The 19,672-nt window shown below is 62.5% G+C and carries 17 protein-coding genes; 7 read left to right on the top strand and 10 right to left on the bottom strand.

The genetic code is table 11. From position 1 onward, the window contains the following. Nucleotides 1–37: 37 nt before the first annotated feature. From BN2476_RS32305 to glyA, 3 genes are all read right to left on the bottom strand, one after another. Nucleotides 38–994 carry a D-2-hydroxyacid dehydrogenase gene (locus tag BN2476_RS32305; RefSeq protein WP_087738257.1) on the bottom strand — a complete coding sequence of 319 codons (957 nt, stop codon included), beginning with the start codon at nt 992–994 and terminating at the stop codon, nt 38–40. Nucleotides 995–1,062: 68 nt separating this feature from the next. After that, nucleotides 1,063–2,319, bottom strand: a complete 1,257-nt coding sequence (locus BN2476_RS32300) for an aminotransferase class V-fold PLP-dependent enzyme (protein WP_087738256.1) — start codon at nt 2,317–2,319, stop codon at nt 1,063–1,065. A 45-nt stretch (nt 2,320–2,364) separates the two neighbouring features. Next, complete coding sequence (gene glyA / locus BN2476_RS32295; RefSeq protein ID WP_087738255.1) at nt 2,365–3,690, bottom strand: serine hydroxymethyltransferase; 1,326 nt, start codon at nt 3,688–3,690, stop codon at nt 2,365–2,367. A gap of 269 nt (nt 3,691–3,959) precedes the next feature. Between glyA and BN2476_RS32290 the strand changes: the two genes are divergently transcribed. Both BN2476_RS32290 and BN2476_RS32285 read left to right on the top strand, forming a co-directional pair. Further along, nucleotides 3,960–4,883 carry a LysR family transcriptional regulator gene (locus tag BN2476_RS32290; protein WP_087738254.1) on the top strand — a complete coding sequence of 308 codons (924 nt, stop codon included), beginning with the start codon at nt 3,960–3,962 and terminating at the stop codon, nt 4,881–4,883. 394 nt (nt 4,884–5,277) lie between these two features. Then, the gene (locus BN2476_RS32285) at nt 5,278–5,868 is read left to right on the top strand and encodes an amino acid kinase family protein (protein WP_087738253.1); all 591 of its coding nucleotides are present in this window, start codon (nt 5,278–5,280) and stop codon (nt 5,866–5,868) included. On the opposite strand, the gene BN2476_RS32280 is transcribed toward BN2476_RS32285, so the two are convergent. Next, nucleotides 5,850–6,608, bottom strand: a complete 759-nt coding sequence (locus BN2476_RS32280) for a (5-formylfuran-3-yl)methyl phosphate synthase (protein WP_087738252.1) — start codon at nt 6,606–6,608, stop codon at nt 5,850–5,852. The genes BN2476_RS32285 and BN2476_RS32280 overlap by 19 nt on opposite strands. A gap of 244 nt (nt 6,609–6,852) precedes the next feature. Between BN2476_RS32280 and BN2476_RS32275 the strand changes: the two genes are divergently transcribed. After that, on the top strand, nt 6,853–7,266 hold the full coding sequence (locus BN2476_RS32275) for a dihydroneopterin aldolase (RefSeq protein ID WP_087738251.1): 414 nt from the start codon (nt 6,853–6,855) through the stop codon (nt 7,264–7,266). A gap of 111 nt (nt 7,267–7,377) precedes the next feature. Here BN2476_RS32275 and BN2476_RS32270 read toward each other — a convergent pair whose 3' ends face one another. Further along, a complete protein-coding gene (locus BN2476_RS32270) occupies nt 7,378–8,349 on the bottom strand; it encodes a LysR substrate-binding domain-containing protein (protein WP_087738250.1) in 972 nt (323 codons plus the stop codon). 133 nt (nt 8,350–8,482) lie between these two features. On the opposite strand from BN2476_RS32270, the gene BN2476_RS32265 reads away from it, so the two are divergent. The 3 genes from BN2476_RS32265 to gph are packed head-to-tail and all read left to right on the top strand — an operon-like array spanning nt 8,483 to nt 11,335. Next, nucleotides 8,483–9,637 carry a class 1 fructose-bisphosphatase gene (locus BN2476_RS32265; RefSeq protein ID WP_235851056.1) on the top strand — a complete coding sequence of 385 codons (1,155 nt, stop codon included), beginning with the start codon at nt 8,483–8,485 and terminating at the stop codon, nt 9,635–9,637. Nucleotides 9,638–9,651: 14 nt separating this feature from the next. Then, on the top strand, nt 9,652–10,524 hold the full coding sequence (locus BN2476_RS32260) for a phosphoribulokinase (protein WP_087738249.1): 873 nt from the start codon (nt 9,652–9,654) through the stop codon (nt 10,522–10,524). A 43-nt stretch (nt 10,525–10,567) separates the two neighbouring features. Further along, nucleotides 10,568–11,335, top strand: coding sequence for a phosphoglycolate phosphatase (gph, locus tag BN2476_RS32255; RefSeq protein WP_087738248.1), 768 nt, complete (start codon nt 10,568–10,570; stop codon nt 11,333–11,335). Between the two features lie 15 nt (nt 11,336–11,350). On the opposite strand, the gene BN2476_RS32250 is transcribed toward gph, so the two are convergent. The 3 genes from BN2476_RS32250 to BN2476_RS32240 all read right to left on the bottom strand — a co-directional run bounded on the left by BN2476_RS32250 (nt 11,351) and on the right by BN2476_RS32240 (nt 16,652). Then, nucleotides 11,351–13,363, bottom strand: a complete 2,013-nt coding sequence (locus BN2476_RS32250) for a sigma-54-dependent Fis family transcriptional regulator (RefSeq protein WP_087738247.1) — start codon at nt 13,361–13,363, stop codon at nt 11,351–11,353. A 238-nt stretch (nt 13,364–13,601) separates the two neighbouring features. Continuing rightward, complete coding sequence (gene narL / locus BN2476_RS32245; protein WP_087738246.1) at nt 13,602–14,249, bottom strand: two-component system response regulator NarL; 648 nt, start codon at nt 14,247–14,249, stop codon at nt 13,602–13,604. A gap of 591 nt (nt 14,250–14,840) precedes the next feature. Beyond that, a complete protein-coding gene (locus tag BN2476_RS32240; RefSeq protein ID WP_087738245.1) occupies nt 14,841–16,652 on the bottom strand; it encodes a histidine kinase in 1,812 nt (603 codons plus the stop codon). Between the two features lie 72 nt (nt 16,653–16,724). On the opposite strand from BN2476_RS32240, the gene BN2476_RS32235 reads away from it, so the two are divergent. Continuing rightward, complete coding sequence (locus tag BN2476_RS32235; RefSeq protein WP_087738244.1) at nt 16,725–18,605, top strand: sensor domain-containing diguanylate cyclase; 1,881 nt, start codon at nt 16,725–16,727, stop codon at nt 18,603–18,605. 101 nt (nt 18,606–18,706) lie between these two features. On the opposite strand, the gene BN2476_RS32230 is transcribed toward BN2476_RS32235, so the two are convergent. Both BN2476_RS32230 and BN2476_RS32225 read right to left on the bottom strand, forming a co-directional pair. Further along, nucleotides 18,707–19,003, bottom strand: coding sequence for a hypothetical protein (locus tag BN2476_RS32230; protein ID WP_087738243.1), 297 nt, complete (start codon nt 19,001–19,003; stop codon nt 18,707–18,709). Further along, nucleotides 18,990–19,667 (bottom strand): hypothetical protein, encoded by a 678-nt coding sequence (locus BN2476_RS32225; protein WP_235851054.1) that lies wholly within the window; start codon nt 19,665–19,667, stop codon nt 18,990–18,992. Before BN2476_RS32225 ends, BN2476_RS32230 begins: the two co-directional genes overlap by 14 nt. Nucleotides 19,668–19,672: the final 5 nt, after the last annotated feature.

Raw genomic sequence — 19,672 nt, 5'->3', positions numbered from 1 at the left:
CTGGTTTCCGTTGCGTGGTTCGATGGTTCCGTGGCCGTCAGGTCACGAGGTTGCGCGGCTCGCCACGCGCGAAGGCCTCGATGTTCTCGATCAGCTGGTCGGCCAGCGACTGCATGGCGTCGTCGGAGGCCCACGCAACGTGAGGGGTCAGGATGAAGTTGGGCAGATCGAGTTCGAGCAGCGGATTGCCCGCGACGGGCGGCTCCTGGCTCAGCACGTCGAAGCCCGCGCCCGCGATCAGCCCTTCCTTGAGCGCCGTGGCAAGCGAGGCTTCGCACACGAGCCCGCCGCGCGCCGTGTTGATCAGCAGGCAGTCGCGCTTCATGATGCGCAACTCGTCGAGTCCGATCAGGTTTCGCGTAGCGGGCGTGAGCGGCGTGTGCAGCGAGATCACATCGGACGTGCGCAGCAGCGTGTCGAGCGGCACGTAGTCGAGACCCGGCGTGCGTGCGCGCTTCGAGTCGTGGGCGGCGAAGATCACACGCATGCCGAAGCCGCGCGCGATCCGCGCCGTGCCCTGGCCGAGCGCGCCGCCGCCGATGATGCCGAGCGTCGAGCCATGCAGATCGCGGATCGGGTGATCGAAGAAGCAGAACTGCTTCGTCTGTTGCCAGCGTCCGCGCCGAACGTCGCTGCGGTAAGCGAGCAGATTGCGCCGCAACGCAAGGATCAGCGCGAACGTGTGTTCGGGCACCGTGTCCGTCGCATAGCCGCGGATGTTCGCCACGGCGATCCCGCGCTCGCGGCAGTACGCCGTATCGACACAGTCGTAGCCCGTTGCAGCCACCGCGATCATCCTGATCGACGGGTGCTTGTCGAGCACATTGGCCCTCAGCGGCACCTTGTTGGTGATCGCGATGGTGGCGCCTTCGAGCCGCCGCTCGACCTCGTGTGCGGAGGTCGATGCGTACTGGACCCAGTGGTGCTCGAACGCGGGGCGCCGCACGTCGGCGTTCAGCGTGGAACGGTCAAGAAAGACGATGTCGTGTTGCATGATGTCGTGAGTGCCGTGGTGTGAGCGGGAAGATCGCGACCCGAAACGCCTGCATCGGGACAGTGCAATCAGGCAGCGGCGACCCGGCGCACGGCGGTCCCGGCTGCCGGTTGAGTCGCCGCTTGCGCGCACGGCGCATGCGTGCGCCAATACTGTCCCGCTGCACCTGCGCCGCTGCCGGGGCGAACGTCGATTCCGGCATCGAGCATCGCCATTTCCGCGCCTGCAATCGCGCTCATCAGCATCAGTTCGTTCAGGTCGCCGAGGTGCCCGATGCGGAACACCTTGCCCGCGACCTTCGAGAGTCCCGCGCCGAGCGCGAGGTTATAGCGGCGATACGCCGTGTCGATCACCTGGGCGGCGTTGAAACCTTCCGGCACCACGATCGCCGAGACCGTATCGGAGTGCCACTTCGGCGCCTTCGCGCACACCTGCAGTCCCCAGCCTTCCGTGACGGCGGCGCGCACGCCCGAGGCGAGATAGTGATGCCGCGCGAAGACGTTTTCGAGTCCTTCCTGGAACAGCAGATCGAGCGCGGCGCGCAGCCCATACATGAGCGAAAGGGCAGGCGTGTAGGGGAAATAGCCCGTTGCGTTGGCGCGCACCATGTCGGCGAGATCGAAGTAGCAGCGGCGCGATTTCGCGTGCGCGATGGTCTTCAGCGCTTTCTGGCTCACGCACAGGATGCCGAGGCCCGCAGGCAGCATCAAGCCTTTTTGCGAGCCCGTCACGGCGAGATCGACGCCCCATTCGTCCATGCGGAAGTCGATGCAGCCAATCGAGCTTACGCCATCGACGAACAGCAAGGCGGGGTGACCCGCCTCATCCATCGCGCGGCGCAGCGCGCCGATATCGCTCGTCACGCCCGTTGCCGTTTCGTTGTGGCAGGCCAGAATGCCCTTGATCGTGTGCTGGCCGTCTGCTTTCAGGATCTCGGCGACCCGTTCGACGGGCACGCCTTCGCCCCAATCGACATCGAGAATCTCGACATCGAAGCCGAGGCGCTGCGCCATGTCGGCCCACAGATGGCTGAACTGGCCGAAGCGCGGCACCAGCACGCGGTCACCGGGCGACAGCGTGTTCGTGAGCGCCGCCTCCCATGCGCCCGTACCCGATGACGGGAAAATAAACGGCTGGCCCTCGGCCGTCCGGTAGATCTTCTTCAGGTCGGAGAGCAGGCCATGCGCGAGTTCAGGGAATTTCGTCGAGCGGTGGTCTTCCATCGACACCACCATCGCGCGTTGCACGGCGTCGGGAATATTCGTCGGGCCGGGGACGGCGAGGATATTGCGTCCTGCGATGCGCGTGCCTGAAGTATTCGACATGATTTGTCTCCTTGAGTGATGGCCTTGAGAAGTCGTTCCGGGTGTTCAGTGCGCCGTATGGCCGGCGGCCGCAGTCTTGTCGTCCCGTGACGCAGGCGAGTCTTGGCGCAGCGCGCCGGGCGCGTCGCGATAGACGGGGAACTTCGCGGTGAGCGCAAGCACGGCGTCGGCTGTGCGGCGGATCACGAGATCGTTGCCGGGCACGTCGAGCACATCGGCGATCAGATGCGCAAGCTGTTGCGCCTCGGCTTCGCGCAAGCCCCGCGTCGTGATGGCTGGCGAGCCGATGCGCACGCCGCTCGTGACGAACGGCTTTTGCGGATCGTTCGGAATCGCATTCTTGTTGACCGTGATGAACGCACGGCCAAGTGCGGCTTCCGCCTCCTTGCCCGTCACGTTCTTCGCGCGCAGGTCGACGAGGAACACGTGTGAATCGGTGCGGCCCGACACGATGCGCAAGCCGCGTTGCTGCAGCGTCTGCGCGATGGTTCGCGCGTTGGCAAGCACCTGTTGCTGATATTGACGGAACTCGTCGGTCATCGCTTCGCGCAACGCGGCGGCCTTGCCCGCGATGACATGCATCAGCGGGCCGCCCTGGATGCCGGGGAAGATCGTCGAATCGATCGCCTTGGCGGCTTGCGCGCCGGCGAGAATCATGCCGCCGCGCGGACCGCGCAGCGTCTTGTGCGTGGTGGTGGTCACGTAGTCGGCGATGCCGACCGGGCTCGGGTAAAGTCCCGCCGCGACGAGACCCGCATAGTGCGCCATATCGACGAGCAAGGTCGCGCCCACGCTATCGGCGATTTCGCGAAAGCGCCGCCAGTCGATCACGAGCGAATACGCGGAAGCGCCCGCGACGATCATACGGGGCCGATGCGTTTGCGCGAGTTTCTGCACCTGGTCGTAGTCGATTTCTTCCGTATCCGGATTCAGACCGTACGACACGGCGTTGAACAGCTTGCCGCTCACGTTGACGGCCGCGCCATGCGTGAGGTGTCCGCCATGCGCGAGCGACATGCCGAGAATGGTGTCGCCCGGTTTCAGCGCGGACAGATATACGGCCTGATTGGCCTGCGATCCCGAATGGGGCTGCACGTTCGCATAGTCGGCGTTGAACAGCTGCTTCGCGCGATCGATAGCGAGCTGCTCGACCACGTCGACGTGTTCGCATCCGCCGTAGTACCGGCGGCCCGGATAGCCCTCCGCGTATTTGTTCGTCAGCTGCGATCCCTGCGCTTCCAGCACGGCGGGCGACGTGTAGTTCTCGGATGCGATCAGTTCGATGTGATCCTGCTGGCGCTGCGTTTCCGCCGCGATGGCCTGCCGCAATTCCGGGTCGGTGACGGCGAGCGTGTTTTTGTAGCTGAACATGAGTGAACCTCTCGTTAGTAGAACAGGCAGGCCGAACGCACTGTTCGTCTCCTTCGCGTTCCTGTTGAAACGATGGTAGCGGCGTGCCGCCGAAAACACTCATTCGGGTTACTTATCCGACCCATAACCTCGCGCGTGAGCCTTGCCAGCCGGGCGCGACGCCTCGCGGAGTACCCCCTCATGGGCATTGCGGGCGTAGCCCCGGCTGGTACAGTTGAGACGTGAAAACAAGCCGTCTTCACCATGTGTCCGGGAGGATAGAGAGCGAGATGCTGCACCTGACATTGCGTCAGCTACGCGTGTTCGAAGCGAGCGCACGCCACCTGAGCTTTTCGCGCGCGGCGGAAGAGCTTCACCTGACGCAGCCCGGCGTTTCGTCGCAACTGAAGCAGCTCGAAACGGGCATCGGCATGCCGCTGTTCGAGCAGGTTGGGCGGCGCCTCTTCCTCACTGCGGCGGGCAAGGAGCTTTATAGCCATACGCGGCTGCTCGAGCAGCAGTTGTCGTTTCTCGAAGAGTCGCTCGACCGGTTGCGCGACATGAAGCAGGGCAAGTTGAAGGTGTCGCTGGTGAGCGGGACGGTCAATCCGCTTGCGTTGCAGTTGATCGCAAAGTTCACGCGGGCGTTTCCGGGCGTAAAGGTGAGCCTGTCGGTCGGAAACCGGGAGTGCGTGCTGAACGAACTGGCGAGCAACGAAACCGATCTCGCGATCATGGGGCTTCCGCCCGAAGGACAAGGTCTCGCCGCCGTGCGTGTGGCGAAGAATCCGCTCGTGATGATCGCGCCGCCCGATCATGCGCTCGTGCGCGAGCGCCGCGTCGCGCTGGATATGCTCGAGCGCGAAACATTCCTCGTGCGCGAGTCCGGTTCCGGCACGCGACGCGCGATGGAGCGCTTCTTTGCCGAACACCGCATCAGTTTTCGTCCGGGCATGGAAGTGAGCAGCAACGAGGCCGTCAAATGGGCCGTGCAGGCGGGCATGGGTCTGTCAGTCGTTCCCCTCGCGACGATCATGGCCGAACTCGAAACGCTGCGGCTCAAGGTGCTGGACGTCGAGCACTTTCCGATCGTCCGGTATCTGTATCTGGTGCATCGCGAGAGCAAGCAGCTTTCCGCTGCCGCGTCCACGTTCAGGGAGAGCCTCGTGAACGGCGCACACGAAGCGGGTGAGCGGGTGTCGATGGAAGCCTAGCCGGTCTGCAGGATTTCTCCTTTGCCTTGAACCGATGCGTCGCCGCGCAGCCGCCGCGGCGCATGTGCGCGCGAGACAGCATCGCAAGCGCACCGCCTTCTCGCGTATCGCCCGCATTCGATGTGTTTTGCGTCGTGTGCGATGCAGATTGTCACGCGTCGTGTGATCGCGATAGCCGGGATCGGCATGGGTGCCGTTGCACGCACGCAGCGCGGCAATTCATGGCATGGAACATGAATATGCCTGATCCAAAGCGCAACGAGCCGACAAGACGGTTGCCCGCTGGACGCAGGTCTGCGCGCCTGCCGTAACTGCCTGACTTCTGCGGGCAGACGAACGTTGCGCGGCCGATGCGACCTCTTGAATCTCAGCAATCTCGTCACACGGAGCGCCTATGTGGGTGGTAAAGATTGGCGGAAGTCTGAGCCGCGATCCGCTACTCGAAGAATGGCTCGCGGATCTGAGCGATTTCGGCCGCGGCCGGGTCGTGATCGTGCCGGGCGGCGGCCGGTTCGCGGAACAGGCCCGCGAGCATCAGGACATCTGGCGTTTCGATGATGTCGCCGCGCATAACATGACAGTGCTGGCGATGGCGCAATATGCGCTGATGATGCAGGGCATGTGCCGTCAACTGGTGATTGCCGGGACGGACGCGCAAATTCGCGCCGCGTTGCATGCGGGGCGCGTTGCCGTGTGGGTGCCGCTCGATCTGCTGTTCCAGGAAGCCAACCGGCTGACCCGTTGGGACGTGACCTCCGACAGCCTGGCTGCATGGCTCGCGAACCGGCTGAACGCGGAACGTCTGGTCGTCGTGAAGTCGTGTGAGGTCGAGCCGGCGCGTTCGATCGAGGAGTATGCGGCACTCGGAATCGTCGACGGCTCATTCGCGGGGTTCACGTGCGACGCGTCGTATCCCGTCGACCTTGTGAACCGGAGCGACGGGTCGCGCGTGCGCGACCGGTTGCTTCATGCGACAGCGGACTGAGCAGATGCGTCGATGCCGATATCGTTTGCCGCGGCGTTCGCCGTACGTGTAGAGCCCGACAGTTGCGCGCGCAGATCGCGTACGCGTGCAGGATCGAGTTGGCCGGTGCGCGACCGGTCGCACAGCGCCGTTCGAAAACCGGCGATGTGAGGGCCGAGTGCGCGAATCAATGGTACGTGCTTGCTGAGCAACGCGCCTGCAAGTCCCGCCATCACATCGTGCGCGCGCGCGATCTGCACCATGCTGTCGAGCACGGTAAGCGGCACGCATTGAAAAAGATTCCCGCGTTTCTTGCTTGCCGTATCGACCATGACGCCCGCAAAACGCAGTTCGGACGCGTATTCGACCACCCGCAGGTCGAGGCCGTTGTCCACCAGCAGAACCGGCATCATGTTCCAGTGAAGGCCACGCATATGAGAGAGGGTTCGACATGCGATGTCGAATGAAGCGCTGTCGGCCGGGACGCCTGCCTTCACATAGTCGACGCCGCAACGTCGCGTCCTCGACGCACGAAGTTCCAGCGACGCGTTGTCCCCGGGCCGCAGGTCACGGATAGTGACGCTGATGGGCAGATGCGGGTACTCCGCTCGCAGGGACTGGGCGATGCGCGCCATTCGGCGCGCTGAGACGGCGCCGAGCGCGCCGTCGCCCGGCTCTTCCAGATCGATCAGATCGGCGCCCGCGCTGGCGGCGTCGCGTGCCTCGTCGAGGTTGCGCACGCTAACGAGCATACGGATCATAAGGCCTCCTCGTTGAACTCTCTAGCGCACGCAGCCGGTCTCGCGCAAAAGACGCATGTAGCCAGGTTGTTCAGCTAACGATACACAATGCGACGCCTCTCGATCAGTCGCCTGTCCGGCTACCTGCCGTCTGCGCGATACACGTCGGCACGCTCAAGAACGTTTGCATCGATCGCTTGCGACATTTGTGCCTGGGCCGCTTTTTGCATTGAAGAGCGCGACGCACCGGTTATAAGGAACCCAGATGAACGTGATCGACAGGAATGTGATCGAGCGGCCGCATCTCGCTTCGTCCGAGATGGACCTGATCTTTATCGAAGGCTTTCAGGGCAATACGGTCATCGGCATCGACCCGGACGAACTGACCACGCTGCAGCCGGTGCGGATCGACCTGTGGGCGGGCGTGCCGCACAGTCACGCATGCGACACGGATCGTATCGGCGACACCATCGACTACAGCAAGGTGCACGCCGCGCTGGAGCGGCTGCTGGCGATGCATAAGATGCAATTGCTGGAGGCGTTGGCGGAGTCGATCGCGCAGATGCTGCTCGCCGACTTCGGCGCTCACTGGGTTCGCGTTTCGCTTGCCAAACCCGACAAGTTCGCGAATGTCAGGGCGGTCGGCGTGGTAATCGAACGGACTGCACGGTGGCCGTGAACCGATGCCAATGCGCCGATGTGCCCACAGGGCGTATCTCCGCACGCGAGGCGGTCCGTCGCGACGGCAGTGTGGAGCAGAGCCTTGTGCGGAAATCGGTAGCATTTTGCTTCATGTCTGCACGAACGGATTCGCAGCATGGGCGGGCGGTGTGAGGTCCGCGAACAGACCTTCGAGCCAGGCACCCGTCTTCTCGATCAGAAAACGCCGGAAAGCCGCGCAGGTTGGCGACATCTGCTTTGCGTTCATGTGCACCACGTGCCACACGCGATCGATGGGCGTGCCGTTCACGTGCAGGAGCGACACCTCGTGTGCCAGCAGTTCGAGCCGGAGCGTGTGCAGCGGCAACAGGCTCACGCCCATGCCTGCCATCACCGCCTGCTTGACGGTTTCGTTGCTGTCGAGCGCGAGGGTGCGAGCCGGTGTGAAAAGATGATGCTGGAACATTTCGCTCGCGACGGCTGCAGTGTCGGAGCCTGGCTCACGTAACAGAAACGTGTCATGGCGCAATTCGTGCAAGTCGAAGCATGCTGCATCGACGAACGGATGCGTCGTGCTCGCGGCGATCACATGCGGGTTGTACGCAAGCGGCTCGCAATGCGCGTCGAGCTCGACGGGCGTACGCCCCATCACGGCGAGATCGATCGCATTGTCCTGCAACTGGCGCAGCAGCAAGTCGCGTTTGCCAATCGAAAAGCGGATATCGACCTTCGGATGACGCTCCGAGTACCGCGATATCTGGCGAGGGACGAAGTATCGGGCTGCGCTGACCAGACCAATGGAGACGGTCCCGCCATCGGCCGACGATAGCGAACGCATCGCATCTTCGGCGTCCTTGATGTCGCCAAGAATCCGTTTCGCGTGATGTGACAGCGTCGCGCCAGCCTCGGTGAGCGTAATCCGCCTCCCGATGCGTTCGAAGAGAGTCAGCCCGAGTGCTTCTTCGAGCTGCTTGATCTGCATGGAGACGGCGGGCTGCGTCAGGTGCAACGCTTCTGCGGCGCGAGCGAAGCTCTCGTACTGTGAGGCCGCGGAGAAGATCTGCAACTGACGCAGGGTGAGGTTGCGAAGCAGGTTAAGCATGGTCGGCACTCCATACGGCGATTGATAAGCGTCGCTTAAAGCGCAAATAAAAATATCTGAATTTTTCTTGAGGGACGGCTGGCTTACTGTGTTTGCCAGTGGTCATCGCACGCAACGGACGATTGAGGTCACGATGAATGCACGAATCGAACCATGCGAACAGGGATACTCCGCCGGCATCACGGGCGAGCGCTACGCCGCCGCCATGAGCCCTGTCCGCCCGACACTTTCGAGTTACCTCGCCGCACATCTGATGGCGCGTCGCGCGCAAGCGCCCAACGTCGTGGACGCGGCCGCCGCTGCCGGACTTTGCGTCGTGATCGACGAGATCGCACAGGCAGTGAAGACGATTGAGATGCGCATCGCGCAGGGCGCGATCAGCGGGCCGCAGACTGTCGACCCGGCGCACGCGTCATCGATTCACGCGGCGTTCGGCGCCGCTGCGCATGACGCGCTGATCGGGGCATGCGAGCGCAGCGCGGATATCGCGGGCATGGTCACGCGTGGCATGGAGTCTGTCCGCGTGGCCTCGACGGGCCGTTACGTCCTGTTCGCCGATGCCCTCGACAGCGCGGCGAATGCTGAAACGAACGTGGCGCTCGGAACGGTTTTCTCGATACGGCATGCGGGTGCAGCGAGCGCTGATGGCTGTTGCGTGATCACTGGCACGAATCAGCTTGCCGCTGGCTACGCGCTGTATGGACCGGCGACTATCCTCGTGGTCACCGTCGGCCACGGCACGCACGGATTCACCCTGTGCCGCGAACGCGGCGAATTCCTGCTGACGCACCCTGCTATTCGCATTCCCGAACAGAGCACCGAACTGGCTATCAGCGGCGGCAATGTACGTTTCTGGGAGCCGCCCGTGCAGCGATACGTGCGTGAATGCCAGGACGGCAGCGCGGGCATCCGCCAGCGCGACTTCGACACGCGCTGGAGTGCGTCACTGGTTGCCGATACGCATCGCACGCTGCTGCGCGGCGGCTTGTGTCTCTTCCCGCGCGAGACCCGCCGGGCGCCGCGCGCCGGGCGTCAGCCTCCGCTGTATCAGGCGCAGTCGCTGGCGTGGCTCGTCGAACAGGCAGGGGGAAGGGCTAGCACCGGGCGCGAGCGAATCCTCGATGTCGCGGCCGATACGCACGCGTGCACGCCGGTTTTTCTCGGCGCGCAGAGCGAAGTCGAGCGCATCGAGCGCTACCACCGGGAACACGAGCGAGGCGAGGATACGCCGTTCACTTCACCCCTCTTCAACGAGCGCTCATTGTTTCGTCCGGAAGCCCGCGTGTAGATGGGAGTGACAGCATGTCGATCAAACATCCGATTGTCGCGGTGACAGGTTCGAGCGGGGCAGGGACGACGACCGTGATGAACAGCTTCCAGCACATCTTCCGGCGCGAAAAGCTCAATGCGCAAGTTGTCGAAGGCGATGCGTTTCATCGATTCGACCGCACGGCGATGCGCGCCGCGATGAAGGCGGCAGAGGAAAGCCGCCGTCAGTTCAGCCACTTCGGCCCAGACGCGAACCTGCTGGAGGATCTCGCGGCGCTGTTCAGCGAGTATGCCGCGACGGGGCGAGGAAGGGTGCGTCAATATCTGCACGACGAAGCGCAAGCCGCGCAGTACGGTCTCGAGGCCGGCATGTTCTCGCCCTGGACGGACATCGAGCCGCCCACCGATCTGCTCTTCTACGAGGGCCTGCATGGCGGTTTCGTCGGACGCGGCATCGATGTGGCGCAACACGCGGACCTGCTGGTGGGCGTCGTGCCCATCATCAATCTCGAATGGATTCAGAAACTGCATCGGGACAAGACGCTGCGCGGCTATTCGCAGGAGGCCGTGATGGACACGATCCTGCGCCGGATGCCGGACTATGCCCACCATATCTGTCCGCAGTTCAGCCGTACGCATGTCAACTTTCAGCGCGTGCCGACCGTGGATACGTCGAATCCGTTTACCGCCCGCGACATTCCGAGCGCCGACGAGAGCTTTGTCGTGATCCGCTTTACGAACCCGAAGGGCATCGACTTTCCCTATCTGCTCACGATGCTGCACGACTCGTTCATGAGCCGGCCGAACGTCATCGTCGTGCCGGGCGGCAAGATGGGGCTCGCAATGCAACTGATCTTCACACCCATGATCCTGCAGATGATCGACCGCCAGAGGCGGGCGGCCTGACCCGTCTACGGGAGCATCACAACCGTCAACAGGAGACACAGACATGCAAGTCATGCCGCGCAAGATGCCAATCGATGCCGTGCTGTTCGATCTCGACGGCACGCTGTTGCATACGTCGCCGGATATCGGCAACGCGCTCAACCGGGCGCTGGCCGAGAATGGCTTTCCTTTGCTCGCGCCGGGCGTCGCGCAGACGCTGATAGGCGGCGGTTCCGAGATTCTCATCGATCGCGCGCTGACGCTGCTGGGTGTCGAATCGCGTCCCGCGACTCTCGACCTCGTCCTGCGTCGCTACGAGTTGTGCTACCACCAGATCTGCCGCGATGAAAACCAGTTGACGGAGCTTTATCCCGGCACCGAAGCGACGCTCGACGGTTTGCGGGGCATGGGGCTCAAGCTCGGAGTGGTCACCAACAAGGAGTCACGCTTCGTCGATCCGCTGATGTGGCGCTTCGGTTTGCATGCATGGTTCGACATGGTCGTCGATGGAGACACACGCTTGCCGCGCAAGCCCGATCCTGATCCACTGCTGCACGCTTGCGAAGCATTGGGTGTCGACCCGGCGCATACGCTTTTTGTCGGCGATTCGGTGACGGATGCGCTCGCGGCGCAGGCAGCCGGGATGCCTATGGTGTGCGTCAGCTATGGATACAGCAGCGATCATCCCGTGTTCGAACTGCCATGCATGCGCGTGATAGACAGCATCGGCGAGTTGACGGAGTTGATCGGCGGCCCGCGCACGTGGCATCGTGCAACGCGTATCGATCGCGGCATCGCACCGCAGGAGATGCAGGCAAGCCAGTTGAACTGACTTCGCCGAGGCGCGTCATGTATTGATGTGGACGCGCCTCATTTTCCGATAGAGCGTGTTGCGCGTGATGCCAAGCGCAAGCGCGACCTGACTCACGTTCCAGCGGTGCTTGCCGAGCAGCGCGAGCAGGGCTTCGCGCTCTGCCTGCAGGATCGCATTGAGCGGTGCGGCGCTGGCCGCTTCGGCGTCTGCTTCGTCGGAGTCATCGCTTTCGGGCAGCGCCGGTGCCGGGCTGGCAGGTTGCAGCCGATGCAGATTCTTCTCCCGCTGAACGAGCCACGCGGGCAGATGGGCCGTGGTCAGTGCATCGCCGTCACACAATGCAGCTGCTGTGCGCAGCACGTTGCGTAGCTGGCGGATATTCCCGGGCCAGTCGCTGTCGAGCAGAATCTGCCGCACGTCTGCTGAAATCCGTGGAGCAGGGTTCTGTTCTCTCTCCAGCAGATGGCCGATCAGCGCAAGCTTGTCCTCGCGCTCGCGCAGCGGGGGAAGCTCCAGCATCACGCCGTTGAGCCGGTAATACAGGTCTTCGCGGAACTGGCCGCTTTCGACCAGTTCTTCGAGATCCCGGTGGCTTGCGCTCACGAGCTGAAAGTCGACCTTGACGACGGCTTCGGAACCGAGGGGCGTGACTTCGCGCTCTTCGAGCACGCGCAACAAACGCGCTTGCAACCCAAGCGGCATGTCGCCGATCTCATCGAGAAACAGCGTGCCACCATCGGCTTGCAGAATCTTGCCGCGCCGTCCTTCGCGTTGTGCGCCCGTAAAGGCCCCCGCGCGATAGCCGAACAGTTCGCTCTCGATCAGGTGTTCGGGCAACGAAGCACAATTGACGGCGACGAAGGGACCATTCCTGCCTTTGCTTGCCGCATGCAGCGCATTGGCGAACACTTCCTTGCCGCTGCCCGTTTCGCCATGAACCAGCACGGCGACGCCGCGATCAATCACGCGTGCGCCGAGCTCGAACTGACTGGCAATCTGCGCATCGCCGAATTCGACGCGTGCAGCGCCCGGACATGACGCGGCCGTCGGCCGGGCTGCCCGTGCCGGGCGGCGGGCGGCCGCAAGTGGCTGCGGCGCGATAGCTTCGGCCGCCGCCAGGTCGCGCGGCTCCTGAGCGACCACGAAAAAGCGGCTCGACGCATGGGTGCAGTAGATGGCGACGGGATAAAACGAACTGCTTGCACTACGCGTAACGATCTCGTTGAGCGAAGCATTGAAGATTTCGGTGACCGATTTGCCCGCGATATCTTCGAGCTTCACAAAGCCCAGTTGCATCAATGCGCTGCGATTCGCACCGAGTATCGTGCCGTCTTCATCGACAGTGAGCCTGCCCGCATGCAGCGTGCCGACGAACTCAGGGCGACTGTGAAACTGGATACGATAGGCGTGCGTATGCCGTGCATCGAGCAGGCGGTTCTCGATCATCTGCCGGGACATGCCGACAAGAACGAGCGAATGCTGCTGCAACAGAGGCGAGCGGCTCGTGACGTCGAGCACGCCTGCAATCGATCCGCGTTCGTCGAATACAGGTGCAGCCGCGCATGTGAGCGTGGTATAGCGCTTGTAGAAGTGCTCGTGCTGGCGCACGGCGATGGATTCACGTTCGGCGAGACAGGTGCCCATGCCGTTGGTGCCCGCTTCCCGCTCGTTCCACACGGCGCCGGCGCAAAGTCCCCAGTCTTCGACTTCGCTTGCAAATTCGGGCGACGAAGCAAGATGCAGGATGACGCCTTCGGCGTCCGTCATGATTACAGCAAGTTCGGGATCGCCGAGTTGCTGGTAGAGCGTGGCCATTTCGAGCTTCGCGCAATCGACCAGATCGGCGTTTTGCTCGCGGCGCAGCGCGAGTTCTGCGCTCGTGATCAACGGCGGCGGCGTGCACACATCGGGATCGAGACCATACTCTTCGATGCAGCGAGTCCACGAGCGGACCACGGGCTCACTCGGGGCGAATCCGCCGACGCGCTCACGCATGATGCCTTCGACCCGGTTACCGTTTCGTGAGAGCGACTGGCATGACGACATAGTGGACATCTCCGGGAAAACTCAGGCGCATGTGCAAGCGGGCATGTGCGCCACACTGAGCCAATTATTAGCATTGGGATTTGATGTGGCAATGAGCCTGGTTGGGTTACCTACTGGTGAGTAAAGGTAAACCAGAGGGACGACGCGATAGCCCACGAGTGCCACAGGACGCCGCCGGGAGCGTGGCGCGCCTCACGGATGAAACAGGAGAGGAGAGCGGGGCGTGCGTGCGGCCCCGTTAGTGATGAGAGCGCGTGCCGTGTTCGCGCTGCCAGAGAACGGCTTGAAGACGCGAATGAAGATCGAGCTTACGCAGTACATGCTTGACATGCACTTTCACCGTACCCACGCTGATATCGAGTTTGCGTGCGATGGCCTTGTTGCACAGACCCGCAACCAGATAGTCGAACACCTCGAGCTCGCGCGCAGTTAGCTCGTTCTGCGCCGTGGGAATGCATTGGCCGCCCGAGAGCGCCTGAACCAGGGTGCCCGTCACGGATTCGCTCAGAACGGCCGTGCCCTTGAGCGCCTTTTGAAGCGATACGCACAGGTCCTCGGGGTCCATATCCTTTAGCAGATATCCGTGCGCGCCCGCGCGTAACGCGGCGACCACATCGCGCTCGTTGTCCGACACCGTCAGCATGATGAAGCGCGCGTCAACGCCTGCTTCGCGCATTCCTTCCAGCGTCTCGATGCCGTTCATGCGCGGCATGTTGAGGTCGATCAGGATCACATCCGGCTTGAGGCGGACAGCCAGTTCGATCCCGTCCTCCCCGGAGATCGCTTCGCCAGCGACCTCAAACGCGGGGTTCATCTTGATCAGCTGCGCGACGCCCTTGCGAAACAACGGGTGGTCGTCGATAAGAAGTACTGTGTGAGTGACCATCTGCTCTTCCTGGGTTCATTGACCAGAACAATCAGGTTCATCGGTCTGGACGCGTAAACTGCTCCGTGTAAAGCAGTGCGATCTCGTGAACGTGCGAGCGGTGGTTATTGTTGTTATTGCCGGAATCGATGCCGAAACAGTTTAACAACTTGCTGCGGTTGAAAAAATAACCTTGTGCCGGAACGCGGGCCCATTGCGGGTTTTCCATAGTGTCAGAAGCGTCCGCGCAGTTCTTCTGCAACGTCAAAGATGTCTATCAGACGTTTTGACTACCCCAAGGTCGATGATCGCAAGTCTTTGTCGTTCAATTTCATCGCGCAATCACCCAGTGGCATTACCTCTTTGTGGGTAGATCGTGCTACTCGAATCGTGACGGCGACAGAGTCTGAGAGTCAATGCCGGCGCGGTTAGCCGCAAATGTTCTCGGGTAGTTGCGAATACCACGATTGCGCGTAAGCAACGTAAAGTGCGGTAACTATCACTGCGCATGGGCTACCGCCCGTGAATCGTGCTGGCCTGCCGATCGGGCACGTGCGAGACGAAGGCGGCGGCCGTGTTCGTAAGTTTGGCGAAAGTTATAGTGTGGGCCGGTCAACGAACGCTTGTCCCGCTGATTGCGCGCGCCTTGTGCGCGGCCAGCGCCGCGGGGACGAAGCTCAATACGACGCGTGAGCCGCGTTCGGCCGGCCTCACTTCGAGGCGGCCGCCGAGGCTGCGGGCTCGTTCACGCATGATCGTGAGGCCATAGTGATGTTCGTCGCCCTGCGGGCGGTCGATGCCGCGGCCATCGTCCTCGATTGAAACCGTCATCGTGTCGCCGTCCGACATGAGTTGTACCTGAGCAGTCGTGGCGCGCGCATGACGGATCACGTTGGTCAACGCTTCGCGCACGATCTGCGCGACGTGCATTTCCTCGTTGACTGTGAGGCGCATACGCGGCGCGCGATTGTCAATCGAGATTTGTACTTCGCTGCGCGATCCGAATTCTTCGGCAAGTTCTTCGAGCGTAGAGGCGAGTCCATGTGCATGCATTGGCGAGCGGAACGTCGTGAGCAGCTCGCGTAGTTGCCGGTAGGCGCTGTCGATGCCTTCGCGAATCGCCCGCGCAATTTCGGCGACATCGCTCTGCGAGAGTTCGGGAGGCAGCACGGCCTGGAGGCGGGCAAGCTGGATCTTCATGTAGGACAGCGATTGTGCGAGCGAGTCGTGCAGCTCGCGCGCAATCGCATTGCGTTCTTCGAAGAGCGCCATCCGCCGGTCGCGCACATCGCGGCTGACGTTGGAGATCGCGTGTGCGAGCACGCTCGCGATGGTCTCCATCAGGTATAGGTGGCGCTGCTCGAAGCGCGTGTCCGGCTCCCCTTCCGCGATCAGCACGCCGTAGCTGGCGAGCGGCACGCGTACCGGGGCGGCCAGCACGGGTGGCGGCATCTCGCCGTTGAGCGGCGAAAACGTGTAGGTGCCGACGAGCGTCATCAGTTCGTTCGTGACGCGTGCCCTGACGATGGACGGCACGTTGCCATCCGGCGATACGACGAGGTCGATATCGAGCAGTTGGGCCGTCGATTCCGTCACGACCAGCGCGATGCGCCTTGCCCGGACCACGCCGACGAGACGTTGCAGCAGGGCCTCGAGCGTGCGGCGCGAGGGTTCTTCTTCGGCAAGCTGCGCGCAGATGTGGTGAAGCAGTTCGAGCGACTGGTCTGCGAATGCAATGTAGTCCTCGACGATCCGCTTGAGTTGCGCCGATTCGTTTTGCTCGGTGCGCAATCGAACGGCGAGTTGGGTCTGGAGCTTGAGAAGCCGGTCGATTTCATCGTGTCCATGCGGTAACGCCTGGCCGGTTTCCGCGAGCGCCTGCAATGCGGCGTCGGGCCGCGTGACGAACGCGCGGCGCGCGCCTCTCGCAAGCGAGACGACGCCGAGAATCAGAAGGGCGACGGTGCAGGCCTGCAGCAGTCCGAGAACGGCCATGTGCACTTGTAGCTGGTTGGCGACCTGCGATCGCAGCGCGTTCAGTGCGGGAACCTTTGCATCCGGCTCACTTGCAATGTCGGGCGCTGGTCTCGTGGCGGCAAGGAGGGCGGCGGCAAGTTCCGCGGTCGGCGCGCCGCGTTGCCTCCAGTCGCTCAGTAGCGTATCGTTGCGGACAAGCAGGTCGGCCAGATCTCGCAGCGCATGAGCCCTTTCTGGCGAAGCTGTTTGCAGTTTCTCCGCGCTGATTCGCAATCTCCCGGCTTCGTCGAGAGAGAACAGCGTCTGCCGGAACCCTTCGGTTCCCCTTGCCTGCATGAACGCGCTCACATAGAGCAGTGCAATCAGGGCAACGATGCAGGCGAGCAGTGAGCAAACTCTCGCGTAGAGCGGGTAGCGGTAAACGGGCGCGGACTGGTCGGTTCTCATGGGCGAGGGAAGTAGTGACGCGCAGGGAACCCGCTCACGAGCGATGATCCTGCTTTTCGAAGCGAGAACGTCATGTCGGTTTATCTGTTCGCCACGGTATTGCTGGGTGCGGTTGCTGCGCTGGTGATTCCCAGACTCGGATACAGTCCCGGCGTTAATGATCTATTGTATGTCGCGATTGGGCTGGCGGGATGCCTCGCGGTGTTTCTGCTTGCCATGTCTTATGGCGCGCGCCGCACGGCGCCTCGGGTAGTGCGCGTCGTCGAGTCGCCGGAACTGAGCGCATTCGCCGCCAATCTTTCGACGCCCGCCGTGCTGCTCGACAACGATGCACTCGTGTTCGTCAACAGCGCATTCCTCAAGCATGCACGCTGGGAACCCTACGCTGACGAAATTGTTGGGATGCCGTTCAGCAACCTCGTGCATCCGCAGTCGCTCCTTGATCTGACGGCATTGCTCACGCAGTCACGCGATGGTGAAGAGCGCACCTCGGGCTCGTTGAGGATTGCATACGGCGACGGCAGTTTCCGCTTGCATCCCGTCACTGCGCTGCGCGCGCGAGGTTCGCGCATGACGCTGCTGCAGTTTCCCGCTCCGTACACGAGTGCGGATGCGCAGCGCAGCGAGTTGCAGATCCTGCACCACTGCCAGGATGCCGTCCTGCAATTGCCTCAAGCGCTGTTCCGTGTCGATCGCGAGTTACGTCTGATCTTTTCGAATCCTGCGTGGCGTAGCCTTGTGCGTGCTGTCGGCAGTGACCCGGAGCCGAAGCCGTTCTCGGCGTTTTTCCATCCAGAAGACGCGGAAACGCTGAATGCGCGGTTGAAGTCACTGCTCGATGGCCATTTGAGCGAACTGGTGATGGAAGCGCGGCTCATTCGTGCCGACAACACGACGGCGCAGGTCGAGTTGCGCGGCCATGCCGTGACCGACCACGAAGGTATTCTGGTCGGCGCCGTCGGCCTCGCGACCGACATCTCGAATCGAAGGCGCAACGAAGAAGCACTGCGCGCAAGCCGGCGCAGCCTGCGCACGCTGCTGTCCAACTTGCGGGCGATGATCTATCGCGGTCAGAACAACCGCGAGCGGTCGATGGCATTCGTCAGCGAAGGGTGCTTCGATCTCACAGGATATGAGGCGTTCGAACTGATTGACGAAAGCCGGATGACCTTCCGCTCGCTGATTCACCCGGATGATCGCGAATTCGTGTGGAACGAAGTGCAAACGCGAATCGTGGCCCGAAAGCCTTACGAATTGACTTACCGGATCGTGGACCGCTCCGGACAAACCAAATGGGTATGGGATCAGGGATGCGGCGTCTATTCCGCTCGTGACGAACTGATGGGGCTGGAGGGGTTCATCGTGGAAGTGGCGCGCAGGCAGATGGTCGAAGAAGACGCCCGTCGGCGCTTGACGTTCGAGAACTCCACGGGGCTGTCGAGTGCGTCGATATTCGTCGACCGCGTGGAGTTTTCCGTGGCTCTGTCATCGCGAACCTCACTGCCGTGCGCGATCTTCGCGATCAACGTTGGAGAACTTGAACGCGTGGCGACGCGCTTCGGCCAGGACTACGCCGATCGCGTGCTGATTGCGATCGGCAGACGGCTCGAGGTCGTACAGGGGCAACTGAACTGCGCAGCTTTGCTCGACTCGCATGTATTCGCGGTGCTGCTGGTCGACTTCGGCGCAGACGCGCTTGCCTGGTGCAGCGAAGCGCAACACCTTGCGCAACGCGTGGCGGCGAACATGGACGCGGCGCTGGACGAACTACAGGACAATCTGCGTCGATTGATCGAGGCTCCCGTCAAAGTGGAAGGGCACGAGTTCAAGCTCCCGACGCGTGTCGGCTGCAGTTCGATTGGCAATGGCGAGTCCGACGTCAAGAAGGTACTTGATCATGTACTGTCCGCTTCAGGCTGGGAAGTCGGTGATGCGGCCGGTGAAGCCGGCTAGGCGTTGCATTCAGGGACCGTTCACATTCCCGCTTGCCCGGCGGATCGATCACAGGTTCGAGCGACGGCACCGGCGACGCGACGCGATTTCGCGAACTCCCTTCAACCGGCGAAGCGAGTCCGAAACATCTCCCACCGATACCTGGCCATGAAATAGGCATCCATCACTGCAATAGCATAGACAAAAATTCCGCCGGCGTGCTGTCCAACAAAAGAACGCCCAGGTGCTGCGAGCTGCACGGTCACGAACCCGAGCGACAGCATGAAAAATATCATCACTAACGCGCGCGTCGGCATCCCGTTGATCACTTGCCCGGCTCCGGGCAGAAGCACTGCCGCCACCAGTACGAGATAAGGATGCACGGGTCTCCGTGTGCGCGTGGCCTCAAGCCTGTCCATGAACACCTCCTCTGATTACGTCCGCGCATACCTGCACGGCCTGATCCAGCAGCGATTCGACGAGCGTCGCCGGCAGCGTCGCCTGGCGGAACACGGCGCGTCGTAGCACGAGATATTCACCGCGGTCGGCGCCTTGCGCCTGATAGACCATCCTCACGCCATGTCGCGTGACGAGCATCTCCTTTGCGCGAGGATCACCAAAAAACCGCCTCACGTGAGGATCCAAAACGGAAAGCGGAAGTTCCGCAGCGGGTCTGTCGGCTTTGATCGTCGTCTGGCCAGGCCATTCTTGCGGCGTGACGACCCGCACCGGCAAGCTGTCCGCGGGCGAATAGAACTCGGTGTTCTGCGCACGGGCGAGCAGATCGACGGCACCCCTCATAGGCAGTTCCCGTTTCACCGTAACGAGAAGCCATAGCGACGGCACCTTGCGAAAGGTGACATCGTCGACCAGCGGTGCAATGTGCACTTCGTAGCCGTCATAGCCCCCGACAAGCACAGGCCAGGCGGCAGCGTCCTGTGTCAGACGATGATGGTCGAACAGGGCGAGGCACGCGTCGAACAGCTTGCCTCGCTCCGCTCGCAGCGCCTTGCAGTCGCGCCGATACATCAGGCCAAGCGCGATGAGAAAGAGAACGGCTAGTGCGATTCCCGTCGAATGCATGTCAA

This window comes from Paraburkholderia piptadeniae, assembly GCF_900007165.1.
Lineage (GTDB): Bacteria > Pseudomonadota > Gammaproteobacteria > Burkholderiales > Burkholderiaceae > Paraburkholderia > Paraburkholderia piptadeniae.
This window is presented reverse-complemented; position numbering and strand designations above follow the sequence as displayed.

Coding starts and splice junctions, on each gene's coding strand:
- BN2476_RS32305 (WP_087738257.1), bottom strand. CDS start 994: ATGCAACACGACATCGTCTTTCTTGACCGTTCCACGCTGAACGCCGAC.
- BN2476_RS32300 (WP_087738256.1), bottom strand. CDS start 2,319: ATGTCGAATACTTCAGGCACGCGCATCGCAGGACGCAATATCCTCGCC.
- glyA (WP_087738255.1), bottom strand. CDS start 3,690: ATGTTCAGCTACAAAAACACGCTCGCCGTCACCGACCCGGAATTGCGG.
- BN2476_RS32290 (WP_087738254.1), top strand. CDS start 3,960: ATGCTGCACCTGACATTGCGTCAGCTACGCGTGTTCGAAGCGAGCGCA.
- BN2476_RS32285 (WP_087738253.1), top strand. CDS start 5,278: ATGTGGGTGGTAAAGATTGGCGGAAGTCTGAGCCGCGATCCGCTACTC.
- BN2476_RS32280 (WP_087738252.1), bottom strand. CDS start 6,608: ATGATCCGTATGCTCGTTAGCGTGCGCAACCTCGACGAGGCACGCGAC.
- BN2476_RS32275 (WP_087738251.1), top strand. CDS start 6,853: ATGAACGTGATCGACAGGAATGTGATCGAGCGGCCGCATCTCGCTTCG.
- BN2476_RS32270 (WP_087738250.1), bottom strand. CDS start 8,349: ATGCTTAACCTGCTTCGCAACCTCACCCTGCGTCAGTTGCAGATCTTC.
- BN2476_RS32265 (WP_235851056.1), top strand. CDS start 8,483: ATGAATGCACGAATCGAACCATGCGAACAGGGATACTCCGCCGGCATC.
- BN2476_RS32260 (WP_087738249.1), top strand. CDS start 9,652: ATGTCGATCAAACATCCGATTGTCGCGGTGACAGGTTCGAGCGGGGCA.
- gph (WP_087738248.1), top strand. CDS start 10,568: ATGCAAGTCATGCCGCGCAAGATGCCAATCGATGCCGTGCTGTTCGAT.
- BN2476_RS32250 (WP_087738247.1), bottom strand. CDS start 13,363: ATGTCGTCATGCCAGTCGCTCTCACGAAACGGTAACCGGGTCGAAGGC.
- narL (WP_087738246.1), bottom strand. CDS start 14,249: ATGGTCACTCACACAGTACTTCTTATCGACGACCACCCGTTGTTTCGC.
- BN2476_RS32240 (WP_087738245.1), bottom strand. CDS start 16,652: ATGAGAACCGACCAGTCCGCGCCCGTTTACCGCTACCCGCTCTACGCG.
- BN2476_RS32235 (WP_087738244.1), top strand. CDS start 16,725: ATGTCGGTTTATCTGTTCGCCACGGTATTGCTGGGTGCGGTTGCTGCG.
- BN2476_RS32230 (WP_087738243.1), bottom strand. CDS start 19,003: ATGGACAGGCTTGAGGCCACGCGCACACGGAGACCCGTGCATCCTTAT.
- BN2476_RS32225 (WP_235851054.1), bottom strand. CDS start 19,667: ATGCATTCGACGGGAATCGCACTAGCCGTTCTCTTTCTCATCGCGCTT.